General features: G+C 68.8%; 12 protein-coding genes. 8 read left to right on the top strand and 4 right to left on the bottom strand.

Features of this window, described 5'->3' with window-relative positions; genetic code table 11:
• Window positions 1-87: 87 nt before the first annotated feature.
• A complete protein-coding gene (locus tag ACZK0Z_RS09705; protein WP_197632211.1) occupies window positions 88-474 on the bottom strand; it encodes a DUF4440 domain-containing protein in 387 nt (128 codons plus the stop codon).
• Window positions 474-1,832, bottom strand: a complete 1,359-nt coding sequence (locus ACZK0Z_RS09700) for an MFS transporter (RefSeq protein WP_197632210.1) — start codon at window positions 1,830-1,832, stop codon at window positions 474-476. Before ACZK0Z_RS09700 ends, ACZK0Z_RS09705 begins: the two co-directional genes overlap by 1 nt.
• Window positions 1,833-1,937: 105 nt before the next feature.
• Here ACZK0Z_RS09700 and ACZK0Z_RS09695 point away from each other — a divergent pair, with 105 nt between their 5' ends.
• Window positions 1,938-2,843, top strand: a complete 906-nt coding sequence (locus ACZK0Z_RS09695) for a LysR family transcriptional regulator (RefSeq protein ID WP_197632209.1) — start codon at window positions 1,938-1,940, stop codon at window positions 2,841-2,843.
• 180 nt (window positions 2,844-3,023) lie between these two features.
• Here ACZK0Z_RS09695 and ACZK0Z_RS09690 read toward each other — a convergent pair whose 3' ends face one another.
• Window positions 3,024-5,819, bottom strand: a complete 2,796-nt coding sequence (locus ACZK0Z_RS09690) for a beta-glucosidase family protein (RefSeq protein ID WP_197632208.1) — start codon at window positions 5,817-5,819, stop codon at window positions 3,024-3,026.
• A gap of 337 nt (window positions 5,820-6,156) precedes the next feature.
• On the opposite strand from ACZK0Z_RS09690, the gene ACZK0Z_RS09685 reads away from it, so the two are divergent.
• On the top strand, window positions 6,157-6,591 hold the full coding sequence (locus ACZK0Z_RS09685) for a VOC family protein (protein WP_049429041.1): 435 nt from the start codon (window positions 6,157-6,159) through the stop codon (window positions 6,589-6,591).
• A 195-nt stretch (window positions 6,592-6,786) separates the two neighbouring features.
• A complete protein-coding gene (locus tag ACZK0Z_RS09680) occupies window positions 6,787-7,491 on the top strand; it encodes an AraC family transcriptional regulator (RefSeq protein WP_100443820.1) in 705 nt (234 codons plus the stop codon).
• A gap of 9 nt (window positions 7,492-7,500) precedes the next feature.
• On the opposite strand, the gene ACZK0Z_RS09675 is transcribed toward ACZK0Z_RS09680, so the two are convergent.
• Window positions 7,501-8,379, bottom strand: a complete 879-nt coding sequence (locus ACZK0Z_RS09675; RefSeq protein WP_238378689.1) for a sterol desaturase family protein — start codon at window positions 8,377-8,379, stop codon at window positions 7,501-7,503.
• A gap of 141 nt (window positions 8,380-8,520) precedes the next feature.
• On the opposite strand from ACZK0Z_RS09675, the gene ACZK0Z_RS09670 reads away from it, so the two are divergent.
• The 5 genes from ACZK0Z_RS09670 to ACZK0Z_RS09650 all read left to right on the top strand — a co-directional run bounded on the left by ACZK0Z_RS09670 (window position 8,521) and on the right by ACZK0Z_RS09650 (window position 13,511).
• A complete protein-coding gene (locus ACZK0Z_RS09670; RefSeq protein WP_197632207.1) occupies window positions 8,521-9,471 on the top strand; it encodes a LysR family transcriptional regulator in 951 nt (316 codons plus the stop codon).
• A 92-nt stretch (window positions 9,472-9,563) separates the two neighbouring features.
• Complete coding sequence (locus ACZK0Z_RS09665) at window positions 9,564-10,214, top strand: DsbA family oxidoreductase (RefSeq protein WP_197632206.1); 651 nt, start codon at window positions 9,564-9,566, stop codon at window positions 10,212-10,214.
• A 35-nt stretch (window positions 10,215-10,249) separates the two neighbouring features.
• Complete coding sequence (locus tag ACZK0Z_RS09660; protein WP_049429044.1) at window positions 10,250-11,257, top strand: cyclase family protein; 1,008 nt, start codon at window positions 10,250-10,252, stop codon at window positions 11,255-11,257.
• A 220-nt stretch (window positions 11,258-11,477) separates the two neighbouring features.
• Window positions 11,478-12,092 carry a translesion DNA synthesis-associated protein ImuA gene (imuA, locus tag ACZK0Z_RS09655; RefSeq protein ID WP_049429045.1) on the top strand — a complete coding sequence of 205 codons (615 nt, stop codon included), beginning with the start codon at window positions 11,478-11,480 and terminating at the stop codon, window positions 12,090-12,092.
• A gap of 9 nt (window positions 12,093-12,101) precedes the next feature.
• The gene (locus tag ACZK0Z_RS09650) at window positions 12,102-13,511 is read left to right on the top strand and encodes a Y-family DNA polymerase (RefSeq protein WP_049429046.1); all 1,410 of its coding nucleotides are present in this window, start codon (window positions 12,102-12,104) and stop codon (window positions 13,509-13,511) included.
• Window positions 13,512-13,515 lie beyond the last annotated feature (4 nt).

Below are 13,515 nucleotides of genomic sequence, written 5' to 3'. Positions count from 1 at the left end.
TGGCCATTGTAGAGCCGAGCCCACGCTCGGCTGGGGCCACTGCAACCTCCCCGAAGAGCAGCCGAGCGTGGGCTCGGCTCTACAACATCAGGCCACCGTCACTTCATGCAGCGCCAGCCAGCGCCAGCGCCCGGCTTCCTGCCGCAGCACCGCCAGCGACTCCCGCCAAGCAGGCGTGCCGCCATCGATCGAATGGCCTTCGCGATAACGCAGCACCGCCATCGGTGACGGCGCGTCCACGGCCTGCACGGCCTCGATGCTGATCTGCAACCCTGCGCGCGCGCCATGGCCTCCCACGAACAGCGCCTGCACGGCATCGCGATCCAGCCGCCGCCCTGCGATGCCGGCCATGCTGAAGTCCACACAGAAGTGCGCCATCAGATCCTCCAGCACATCGGCGCCGACGTCGGCACGGAACCAGGCCTGCAGCTTGTCGTGCAGGTGGTGGACTTCATGTTCTGCGGTGCTATCCATCAGGCATTCTCGGGTTGCGAAAGGGAAACAGAGTGCGAGCGGCGCAACAGCGCCATCGGCAACAGCGTCATTGCGGCGGCCAGGCCCAGCGCCACGCGGGTGGCGCGTGCCGGCAGCCACTGCATGGCCAGCGCCAGCAGCAGCGCGATGGCGGCGGTACCCAGGCAGAAGCTGAGCTGGCGGTTGAGGTTCCATAGCGCGCTGGCGTCGCCCAGCGCCTCGCCCTCGACACCATTGAACGCCAACGTCTGCGCGGTGCTGCTGCACAGGCTGCCACCGGCGCCCATCAGTGCGAACAACAACGCAGCCAAGGAAAAGGCCGGCTGTGGCAGCAGCGCCATCAACAGCAGGCCGCTGGCCTGAAGCAGCATGCCCACGCGCAGTACCGTGGCCGGGCCGAAACGGGCCAGCATGCGTTTGCTGGCAGTAATCGCCACGGCCGAGGCCAGCGCCCACGGCAGCATCAATGCACCAATACGTGCGGCGCTGTAACCGGCCTGGTGCAGCTGCAGCGTGCTGACCAGCTGACTGCCGATGAACACGCCGGGCACTGCCAGATACACCAGCATTGCCAGCCGCAGCCCGCGATGGGACAGCAGCGACCAGCGCAGCAACGGATGCGCCTGCTGCCGTGCATGCCGCAGGTGGAACGCCGCCAGCAGCAATGCGATCAGCAGCAGTACGGCACCGACGGCCCGATGCCCGGGTTCGCCCAGCCAGGTCAGCGCCAGAAGCAGCGCGCCCAGCGCCAGCATCGCCGTGGAGAGCGCATAGGCCTGCAGGCGCGGCGCACTGCGCTCACCATCGGCCGGCATCCAGGCCAGCACCAGACCGATCGCCACCGCCGCCAACGGCAGGCTTGCCCAAAGCACGCCGCGCCAGGACAGACACTGCACCAGCAACCCGCCCAGCGCTGGCGCCAATGCCGGTACCAGCAGCGCAACCAGCAGGATGCGTCGGGTCAGCGCGCCACGCTGGTCAGGCGTGCACTGTCGATAGGCGGCTGCCTGCGCCACCGGAATCAGCAGGCCACCCGCCAGCCCCTGCAGCAAGCGCCAGCCCAGCAGCCAGCCAATGCCTGGCGCAGCACCGGCCAGCATGGCGGCGGCGGCGAACACCGCCAGCGCCACCAGCAGCAGCCGCCGTTCGCCACAGCGTGCGGCCAGCCACGGCGCCAGCGGAATCACCACGCTCAGGCCCAGCATGTAGGCGGTACCGACCCAGGCCAGGCTGCCGATGTCGGCCTGCAGGTCCGCTGCCAGTGCGGGATAGGCCACCGTGGCGATGAACATGTTGACCAGGTCCAGGGCGAACACCAGCAGGAAGATCGCCTCATGGCGCAGGCGGGGGGACGGCATCGGCGGCGCTCCAGCGGGGAAGCGGCCAGCATGCCGACCTGGCCTTGTTGGAAAAACACGACGACAGCTGCAACACTGTCAAATATTTTTTGACAATGAGCCCCCATGGTCAGCCTCGATCGCTTCGACATCTTCCGCGCCGTGGTCGAGGCCGGCAGCCTGACCGCCGCCGCCGACCGCCTGGGCCTGAGCCGCGCGGTGGTCAGCTTCAACCTGAAGCGGCTGGAGCAGGAACTGGGCGTGACCCTGCTGCTGCGCAGTACCCGCCACCTGGCCCTGACCGAGGCCGGCGAACAGTTCCTGCAGCACTGCGTGCAGGCGCTGGATGCGGCCCAGGTGGCCATCGATGCCGCACGCCGCGACCAGCATCAGCTGCAGGGCACGCTGCGCCTGACCACCACGCCGGAGTACGCGCAGCTGCGACTGATCCCGGCGTTGGAGGCATTCCGTGCGCGGCATCCATCGCTGCAGCTGCATCTGTCCACGTCACCAGCACCGGCCGACCTGATTCCCGAGCGTTTCGACCTGGCGATCCGCCTCGGCCGCCTGCCAGACTCGGGGCTGCATGCCAGCGAACTGGAACGACACCCGCTATGCGCGGTGGCCGCACCTTCGTTGCTGGCGCGCCTGCCCTCTGCCGATGCGGCCGATGACCCGGCCCAGCTGGGCACCCTGCCCCGCCTCGGCTATCCGCGCCTGGCCGATGTGCCGGTGATCGCGCCTGACGGCAGCGACGCGCTGTTTGCCACCAACCCGGGGAACGCGGTGGTACGCGTGGATGGGGCCAGCAGCCTGCGCGCTTTCGCCGTGGCCGGTGCAGGCGTCACCGTGCTGCCGCGCTGGCTGATCGAGGGCGACCTGGCCCAGGACCGGCTGCGGCAAGTGCTGCGCCATCATCGCTTCCCGCAGCAGAGCGTGTGCGCGGTCTATCCGCACAGCACGCAGCCCTCACCGAAGGTGCGGCAGCTGATTGATTTCCTGCGCGGGTGGTTCACCGGCACGCCCGGGTGATGACGGCGTCCGCCGGGCGCGGCCTTCTGTAGAGCCGAGCCCACGCTCGGCTCCGCTCTACAACAGCCGAGCATGGGCTCGGCTCTACAGTAGATATCCGGTAGCGCCGGGCCGTGCCCGGCGAGCGCAGCGGCAATCTGCAAACCGACACGGCCCCTTCCGGGGCCGTGTCTTCAAGCATCAGCGCAGCACCTGCTCCACCAGCTGCACGTCCACGCTCTGCAGCGGTTCGGCAGCATTGCGCGACAGCTGCACCTGGTAGGTGCCGCCGTCGATCTTCCACTGGCGGGCCTGCGCATCGTAGTGCGCCAGCGTCTTCGGCTCGGCTTCGATGCGGATGCGGCGCTGTTCGCCCGGCTGCAGGTTCACCTTGTCGTAGCCGATCAGGCGGATCGGCGTGGTGCTGCCAGCCGGCAGCTTCAGGTACAGCTGGGCCACGTCGGCACCGGCGCGCTTGCCGGTGTTGCGGATGTCGACGCTGGCGACCAGGCGCGAACCTTCCACGCTGACTTTCAGGTTCTCATAGGCGAACGAGGTGTAGGACAGGCCGTGACCGAACGCGAAGGTCGGCGTCAGGCCCTTGGCCGCCATCCACTTGTAGCCGACGTTGGCGCCTTCGATATCGAAATCGAACACATCACCGAACGGCTTGGCCGGCTTGAAACCGAGGCCGTCGATATGCGGGCGCGGCAGCTGCGACTCGTCCACCACCCAGGTCACCGGCAGGCGGCCGGACGGGTTGACCTGGCCGGTCAGCAGCGCGGCAATGCCTTCGCCACCGCGGATGCCCGGGTACCAGGCCTGCAGCATCGCCGGCACCTGCGCCAGCCAAGGCGTGCGCACCGGGCCGTTGGTTTCCAGCACCAGCACGGTCTTCGGGTTGGCCTTGGCCACTGCCGAGATCAGGGCATCCTGGTTGTCCGGCAGCTGCATGTCCGGCAGGTCCACCGATTCGGCGGCCCACTGGGTGGCGAACACGATGGCCACGTCGGCCTGCGCGGCTGCCTTGGCCGCAGCGGCGGCATTGCTGCCGTCCACGTACTCGATGGTCGCGTCCGGGCGCGCCGCACGCAGCGATTCCAGCGGCGAGGACGGGTGGAAGATCACCGGGCCCGGCCAGGTGGTCGGCAGCACGCCCGGCACCGCATTGGTGCCCTTGGCGGTCACGCCCACCATCGACGAACCACCGCCACCGATCACGCCCTTGTCGGCATGGCCGCCGATGATGACGATGCGCTTCACGCTGTCGGCCAGCGGCAGCAGGTTGCCCTCATTGCGCAGCAGCACGCTGCCTTCTTCCACTGTACGCTGGGCGACGGCGAAACCGGCCTCGGCATCGACCTTCTGGTGCTGCGGCGGATTGTCGAAGTTGCCATGCAGGAACATCGTGCGCAGGATGCGCGCCACCATGTCGTTCAGGCGCGCCTGCGGCACCACGCCTCCGTGCACGGCCAGGCGCAGCGGCTCATCGAAGAACACGGCCGCATCGAACACTTCACCGGCCGACTGCTGGTCCAGGCCGGCCAGCGCGGCCTTCGAACCACTGTGCACGCCGCCCCAGTCGGACATCACGAAACCGGGGAACTTCCATTCCTGCTTCAGCACCTGGTTCATCAGGTAACCGTTCTCGCAGCCGTAGGTGCCGTTGATCTTGTTGTACGAGCACATCGCCACGCCCGGGCGGCCAGCCTCCAGCGCGATCTCGAAGGCCAGCAGGTCCGACTCGTGCATGGCCTGTTCGCCGATGCGCACGTCGTGGAAGTTGCGACGGGTCTCCATGTCGTTCAGCGCGAAGTGCTTCATCGAGGAGATCACGTGCTGGCTCTGCACGCCCTGGATCAGCGCGCCAACCATCGAGCCGGCCAGCAGCGGGTCTTCACCGGCGTATTCGAAATTGCGCCCGTTGCGCGGGTCGCGCTGCAGGTTGACGCTGCCTGACAGCAGGATGTTGAAGCGCTGCTGCCATGCCTCGCGGCCCATCGTGGCGCCACCGGCGAAGGCCACTTCGCGGTTCCAGCTGGAGGCGGTGGACGGGCCGGACGGCATGGCGGTGGCAAAGTCACCCGGACGGATACCACCGGGATTGGTCACACCGACGCCGGCATCGGCCGATTGCTGCGACGGAATGCCCAGGCGCGGCACTGCCGGCACGAAGCCGGCCGAACCGACCGCGCCCTCCGGCAACGGACCACCGTCCTTGCCCAGCCCGAAGTAGCTGTGCAGCATCTGGAACTTCTCGTCCTCGGTCATCGCCTTCAGCAGCAGCGCAGCGCGCGCATCGGCGTTGAGGGTGGTGTCCATCCACGGCCTGTCGCCATGCGTGTCGGCGGCGTAGGCCAGGGTCAGCAGGGTGGCGCGCAGGGTACTGCCTTCCACCTTGAACGGCGCACTGCTGGCGGCCTGGAAGCCATCGCTGAAATAGCTGGCATCGGCTTCCAGCGCCACACGCGCCGGATCGAAGCCTGCGGCCTTGGCCGATTCACCGGCCACCGCGCCGAGCAGCACCGCCGGTGCACCCAGCCGCGAACGGGTGACCAGCGCCGGCAGCTGCGCCGCACCTGCACCGGCATCGGTATAGACCGCCACGGTGTGGCGGCCGTCGTCCAGGCGCAGGTAGTTCAGGCCCGGCTGGTCGGGGCCGGATTCAGCGGCGATCGGCAGTCGGGTCAGCACGGCCTGGCCGCGCTGGGTCTGGCCATCGTCCTTGCCGGCAGCAATGAAGCGGTACTCGTAGCCCAGGCCATCGGCCAGCACCTGCAGAGGATCGACCTGGCCGATGCCGCGCTGCACCTGGCGCACGCTCACCGCGTCCACCTGCAGGGTCTTCAGCTGGGCGGCCAGGGCCGGCATCGCCTCGTCCGTCGGGGCCTGTTCCAGGGTCAGCACAGTGAACGCGGCGGGGTCGGCCCAGGCCGGGGCGGCCAGTGCGGCAGACAGGGCCAGGGACAGTGCAAGCGGCTTTGTAAACGTTTTCATCGGCAGGCGTAATTCCGTTGCCAAGGCAATCGGTCCAGGGAAAGTGCCGCCGAAGGGTGCAGCGTTCATGCCGCGCAGGGGTTGCCAGGCAACGTCCCGCAGGCCTATGGACGGGCCGGTCTGCGCGCGGGACCCTCCTCCCGGCGTGACAACCTGCCTGCCCAGGCCGCGCAGGGCGGCCCAATCCTGTGAAGATTGTGCGAGGGCGTTCACACCTGTCAACAGGACCTAAGTCACAGGGGCAACCCGGCCAGCGGTTATCAGGCCATCACCGGCGGTCATCAGCGCGCCGCGCGAGGCTGCCGATAATGAGGGTCCCTGGCCACGAACCGAGCCCATGACCGTCCATCGCGACTTCGACCATCTCTGGCGCGACCGCTGTGACACCTCCAGCCAGCGCGCGCCGCGCGTGTTGATCCGGGTGTTCGTGGCCCCGGGGGAGCTGGAGCGCAGCGTGGCCTTCTACGAGCAGTTGCAGGGCGTGGTGGCCGATGCGGGGTTCCCGTTTCCGGAGGCCGGGCTGCGCCTGGCGATGGTCGGTGCGTTCCTGCTGATCGAAGGCAGCGAGGCGGCGCTGGCACCGTTCACTTCGACCACGGGGACACTGCTGGTCGATGACGTCCGGCCCTATCACGACAAACTGGTCGCGGCTGGCGCCGAGATCATCTTCCCGTTGCAGGTGGTACCCACCGGGGCGGCGTTCAACGCGGTGCATCCCGATGGCACGGTGGTCGAGTACGTGCATCACCGGCCGGATCCGCAGGGGCGGTGAGGGTTCGGCCGGGCGGCGCCCGGCACCCGCAGAGGCGACAGCCAAAGCCAAAGCAACAGCCGGGCTCCTGTGGGTAGGCGGGATGGGCCCGCCTTCGACAATTCCCCGCACGGCCTGCTGTAGAGCCGAGCCCATGCTCGGCTGCTCTTCGTCCAACTCTCGGAATATTCGATTTCGATGGAGATTCATCCACGCATGGCGTGGATCTACAATCCCTCCATGTCCTCCCCTGCCCTGCCCTGGAATGGCACGTTGCTGCTGGATGCTCACGTGGCCGTGCTGCAGGGCCATGCCGGTGACAGCGATGTACATGCGCACTACGCCCACCAGCTGCTGTTGAGCGAGGATGTTCCCTGGCGGGTCGAAATCGACGGTGTGCGCCAGCAGGGCCAGCGGCTGTGGCTGCCTTCGTTCCAGCCGCACGCGATCCTGTCGGCGCCGGAGGCGGGCTGCACGGTGTTCCTTGAGCCGGCGCATGCCGACCTCGAACAGATCCAGCAGCACCTGCACGCGCTGCCCGACACTGCGATGGAACTGCAGGACTGGCTGCCGCGATTGAGCCGCGCGCAGCCATTGGACCGGCGGGTGCAGGCAGCGCTGGCCCGTATCACCCAGCACCTGCCCGGCCCGGTGCCGGCCGCCGACATCGCCGAGGCGGCGCATCTGTCGACCAGCCAGCTGCACCGGCGTTTCCAGTCTGACCTGGCGGTGACCCTGCGCGGCTGGGTGCTGTGGCAACGCTTGCGTGCCGCGCTCGCGCACCACCTGCAGGGGCACAGCCTGACCGACAGTGCACATGCCGCCGGCTTCGCCGACCTGGCCCATCTCTCGCGCAGCCTGCGCCGCATGTTCGGCATCGGTGCCGCACAGCTGCAGGGCCTGCAGCTTCACGCGGCCTGACACGTTCGATCATTCGCGCCTGCGCAGGCCTTCGGGCAGCTCCGGCACCTCGCCATGTGGCAGTTCTCGGAACGGCGCCAGCAGCTGCCCGGGGTAATCGCGCGGATAGTCCGGCTGGCTGCCGATGCCGAGGTCGTGCTGACGCAGCCGATAGCCCGGCGCATCGAAGGCGGTCCCCAGCAGGTGATCCCAGGCGGTCAGGAACAGGCCGAAGTTGACGTCGCCCGCGGTGCCGTAACGCATGTGGTGGAAGCGGTGCAGCGGCGCCCAGGCCATCACCCGGCCCAGCACGCCGGGGCGCATGTCCACGTTGGAGTGCTGCAGCAGCAGCTGGATGGCAATGGCGAACGCCAGCACCGCAGCCACCGGCATCGGCAGGCCCACCAGCAGCAGCGGCAGCACGCCGCCCACCGCTTCGGCCGCCTGGTGCAGCGGGTGTTTCATCAGGCCGTTGAAGCCATACATGCGGGTGACGCTGTGATGCACCGCATGCAGCCGCCACAACCAGCCAATGCGATGGCTGGCGTAGTGCACCAAGGTGATGCCGAGATCAGCGCAGACGATGGTCAGCAGCACCTGCAGCGCGAATGGCCACTGCACCGGCCACAACTGCCACGGAATGATCGCCGCAAGCAACGGCACCGCGGCGATCGACAGCAGGTTCAGGCCTTCGTTGACCAGCGCATGCAGGGTGTCACGCAGGCTGTCGCCGTGGTCGTGGTTGAACGCGGGGTCGTACGGCCAGGCACGCTCGGCGGCGAACGAGACCGCGATGGCGACCGCCAGCAAGGCCAGCAACCACAGCGGGTCACCGTGGCAGTGGCCGACCCAGACGACGGCAGCGGCAATGAAACCCAGCAGGAACAACGGGGCATACAGGCGGAGCATCCAGTGCTTCATGGGCAACCCGGAAAGTGAGGGGCCTGCATGCTGGCGTGGGATGCGGGTTACTGGCTTGAACAAACGGCGCAAGCGCGTGCCGAGGGTGGATGCCGGGCTTGGCCGGCACCGCGTTTCCTGCATCCACGCATGGCGTGGATCTACAATGGCACCCTCATCGCGCCCGGGACCGGCATGGACTCCTTCAACCTGATGCGCGCCTTCCGCCGCATCGTCGAACGCGGCGGGCTGGCCCGCGCTGCCGAAGACCTGGGCATGTCGCCTGCCGGACTGAGCAAACAGCTGCGCACGCTGGAAACCCACCTGGGCGTGGTGCTGCTGCAACGGACCACGCGGCGCATGAGCCTGACCGAGACCGGCCATGCCTATTACCGCGAATGCTGCCGCCTGCTCGACGAGCTGGACGCGCTGGAACGCGGCATCGCCGAACAGCGCGGTAAGGTGGCCGGGCGCCTGCGCGTCAATGCACCGCAATCGTTCGCGCTGAGCACGCTGTCGCCGCTGCTGCCACGCTTCCTGCAGCAGCATCCGCAGCTGTCGCTGGACCTGGTGATGGAAGACCGCCTGCTCGATGCGGTTGGCGAAGGTTTCGATGTATCGCTGCGGCTGCGTGCCGAGCTGGATGATTCACGGCTGGTGGCACGCCGCCTGGCTTCGCTGCAGCAGGTGCTGTGCGCGGCGCCGTCCTACCTGCAGCAGCACCCTGCACCACAGGTAGTAGACGATCTGCAGGTCCACAGCGTGCTGGCCTACAGCCTGTCCGACTCACCCGGCAGCTGGCCGCTGCTCGGCCCGGATGGCCAGGTGACGATCACCCTGCCGGCGCGCGTGACCGTCAACAACAGCCTGCTGCTGCGCGACCTGCTGGTGGCCGGCATGGGCATCGGCGCGCTGCCCTCGTTCCTGGCGGCACCGGCGCTGGCCCGTGGCGAACTGCAGCAGGTGCTGCCCGACCACCGCTATCCGCCGCGCTTCGTGCATGCGGTCTATCCCACCTCGCGCCACCTGCAGCCCAAGGTGCGTGCCTTCATCGATTTCCTGCACGCCGAGCTGCCCGGCTGCGCCGGCCTGGATTCGTAACCGCCAGCGAAAACTGAGCTGCCCGCGGCGCGCTGTTTCAGCCACGCCACGCTGCCTACTCTGCCGCCTCCCCTCTCACCGATGGCAGGCAGATGTCTTCCGTTCCGTCCCCCACCACCGCCGTGCCGGTGGTCGATTTCTTCCACGACGTGGTCTGCGGCTGGTGCTTCGTGTTGGCCCCGCGCCTGCAGCAGGTCTCGGCCGAACTCGGCATCCAGGTGCGCCACCGCAGCTTCGTGCTGCAGGACTCGCGCGCGCAGATGGTGGAGGTGTTCGGCTCGATGGAGCGCGCCAAGGCGATCATCCTGCGCCATTGGACCGACTGCGCCGCGCATGAAGACACCGCGCGCATCGATATCGAAGGCATGCGCGCACAGGATTTCGAATATCCCTCCGGCTGGCTCGGCGCACTGGCCTGCCAGGCCGCCGGATTGATGGGCGGCAACAACGCCCATGGCGCGATGTTCGATGCCGTGCAGTGGGCGCACCTGCACCAGCACCGCAACATCGGTGATGCCGAAGTACTGCTGGATATCGCCGAATCGCTGGGCCACCCACGTGGCGCGTTCGCTGACCACATGCATAGCGACGCAGTGCGCCAGCGCGTGCAGGACGATCGTGCCGAAGCCGCTGCCCTTGGCATCCGTTCCATACCCACCGTGATCGGCGGCAACGGCCTGCGCCTGCAGACCCTGCCGCTGCCACACCTGCGCCAGGCCCTGGCGCCCCTGGTCGCGGCCTGAGCCGCACCCTCCCCCACCCTGCAAGGAGACTTCCCATGACCCCACGCATCCTGGCCACCGCGCTGGCCCTGCTGCTGGCCGGCGCCGCCGCGTCCACCACCGTGTCCGCGCACGAACGCGTTCCCTCCGGCCAGCAGGTCGGCACCAGCCCCTGGGGGCCGAAGGACGAGATCGGCCGCCTCAACCTGATCACCGAGGCCTCGCGCGCGGCGATCCTGTCGCGGGTCAGCGGCGGCAAGGCCTATGACCTGGCCACCGAGTACTACGTCGGCATGCCCAGCTGGCAGGATGCCGGCGACCCGCACTACCAGTTCTGGATGACCCACACCCCGCGCGGCACGGTGATGGACGACCCGATGGGCGTGGGCGAGACCATGAACCTCACCCGCAGCTACACCGGCACCGCGTTCTCGATGTACAGCCACACCGGTACCCACATCGATGCGCTGAACCATTTCGGCATCCACGGGAAGATCTGGAACGGCTTCGAGGCCGACAAGCATCTTGGCGACCGTGGCTGGAATGTCACCGGCATCGAGAAATTCCCGCCGCTGATCGCGCGGGGCGTGCTGATCGACGTGGCCGCCGCCAAGGGCGTGGACATGCTGCCGGACAGCTACCGCGTCACCCGCCAGGACCTGAAGGATGCGCTGGCACGCCAGAAGGTGAAACTGCAGCAGGGCGACGTGGTGCTGATCCGCACCGGCCGCATGCGCCTGTTCGAACAGCCCAAGGCGTACATGGCCAACCCGCCGGGCATGGGCCTGGACGCGGCGCGCTTCCTGGTCGAGGACAGCGGCGCGATGATCGTCGGTGCCGACAACCTCAGCTTCGAGACCTTCCCCTCGGAGGTGTCCGACGACTACGTGCCGCTGCACACCTACCTGCTGGCCCAGCAGGGCGCGCCGATCATCGAGCTGGTGGCGCTGGACGAACTGGCCCGCGACAAGGTCTACGAGTTCGCCTTCATCGGCGGCCCGCTGAAGATCCGCGGCGGCGATGCCGCACCGCTGCGACCGGTGGCATTGCCAGTGCGCCCGTAACCGGGAACTGTGGGTGCCGACCTTGGTCGGCACTCCTTTTTACCCTTCAGCAACCTGAAACCGGGCCCTCCGATTTCATTAGTAATTTTACTCACAAGGCGAGTAGCATGTCTGGTCTCAGCCCCTGATACCGGCCCGTCGATACTCGCGCCATGCCCGCCGTTTCCGCCCGTTCCTGCCGTTTCCAGCCCGCCCGGCGCCTCCCCTGGAGGGCCGGCTGATGGGTGCCGTCGTCGCCCTCGACCGGCTGCTTGACGGCCGCCAGCTGTGGCGCGGCCCGGCCCGCCAGGGGCCGGCCAGCGACCACCTGGCCAGCGGCCACCCGGCACTGGACGCGCGCCTGCCCGGCGGCGGCTGGCCGGCCAGCGGGCTGTGCGAGGTACTGCAGGGCGCGCCCGGGGTGGGCGAGCTGGCCCTGGTCTGGCCCGCACTGGCGAAGCTGAGCCAGCGCGACCGCCCGATCGTGCTGGTCGCCCCGCCCTATCGGCCTCATGCCCCGGCCTGGGCGGCAGCCGGGCTGGACCTGGCCCAGCTGCAGATCATCCACGCCGCACCCAAACAGGCGCTCTGGGCCGCCGAGCAGTGCCTGCGCTCTGCCGCCTGCGCGGCGGTGCTGTGCTGGCCACACCAGGCCGACGACCGCGCCCTGCGCCGCCTGCAGGTGGCCGCCGACAGCGGCCAGTGCCTGGGCTTCGTGTTCCGCGAGGCGCAGGCGGCGCGCAACCCCTCTCCGGCCAGCCTGCGCCTGCAGCTCGACCACGGCCAGGTGCGGGTGCTGAAGTGCCGAGGCGGCCTGCCGCCGGCGCAGCCGTTGCCGCTGGCCATCGTCCACTGAGGTCGCGCCATGCACTGGGCCTGCCTGTTGTTGCCGCAGCTGGCGCTGGACAGCGTGCTGCGCCTGCAGCCGGACCCGCAGCGGCCACTGGTGCTGCTGCAGGGGCCGGCACAGCGTCGCGTGCTGCGTGCGGTCAGCCCGGCCGCCCGCGCAGCGGGGCTGCGCCCGGGCATGCTTCTGTCGGCCGCGCAGGTACTGGTGCAGGACCTGCATCTGCACGATTACGACCCCAACGCCGAACAGCACACCCGACAGCTGCTGGCCAGCTGGGCCTACGCTTACAGCTCGCAGGTCAGCCTCGATTTCCCGCATGCGCTGGTGCTGGAGATCGGCGCCAGCCGCGCCCTGTTCGGCGACTGGCTGACGATCCAGCAGCGGCTTCGCAACGAACTGCACGAACTTGGCTTCCGTCACCGTCTGGTGGCCGCACCTACCCCACATGCCGCGCGCGTGCTGGCCAACGTCCACGATGGCCTCGGCATCGATGCGCAGCAGCTGCCGGCGGCGCTGGCACAACTGCCGTTGCCGCGCTGCGGCCTGCCCAGCGAAGCGGTGACCGTACTGGGCCGCTCCGGGCTGCGCACGCTGGGTGCGGTGCTCGAACTGCCGCGCGACAGCCTGGCCCGGCGCTTCGCCCCCGAGGTACTGCAGCAGCTGGATGCATTGCGTGGGCTGCCCACCGCGCCACTGCGCTACTACCAGCCACCGGACCGGTTCGATGCGCGCATCGAATTCGAATACGAGATCGAATCCAGCCAGGCCCTGTTGTTCCCGCTGCGTCGCCTGCTGCTGGACCTGGCCGCCTTCCTGTGCTCGCGCGATGGCGGCGTGCAACGCTTCGACCTGCATTTCGAGCATGACCTGCTGCCGGCCAGCGTGCTGACCATCGGCCTGCTGGCACCCGAACGCGATCCCACACTGCTGTTCGAGATCGCGCGCAATCGCATGGAGGCCTTCGCCCTGCCCGCTGGCAGCCGCGCACTGCGCCTGCAGGCCGAGCAGCTGCCGCCGTTCGTGCCCGCCGCACGCGACCTGTTCGATACCCGGCCGGCGCAGGCGATGCCCTGGAGCCAGCTGCGTGAGCGCCTGCGCGCACGGCTGGGCGATGACGCCGTGCAGCCGCTGGCGGTACAGGCCGACCATCGCCCTGAACGCGCCAGTGGTATCCAGCCCCCGACCAAACCGCCCGCTTACTGGCCACTGCGCCCAGGCTGGCTGCTGGACACCCCGCAACCACTGCGTGATCCGCGCCTGCGCATCATCGCCGGGCCGGAGCGGATCGAATCGGGCTGGTGGGACCAGGCCGACGCGCGCCGCGACTACTACGTGGTGGAAACCGCACACGGCCAGCGCGGCTGGGCGTTCCGCACACGCAATGACCCGCATGCGCCGTGGATGCTGCACGGCTGGTTCGGCTGAGCCG

It is taken from the genome of Stenotrophomonas sp. 116085_Sma (assembly GCF_056479585.1).
Note: the sequence above shows the minus strand (reverse complement) of the source record. Positions and strands in the feature narration are given on the sequence as shown.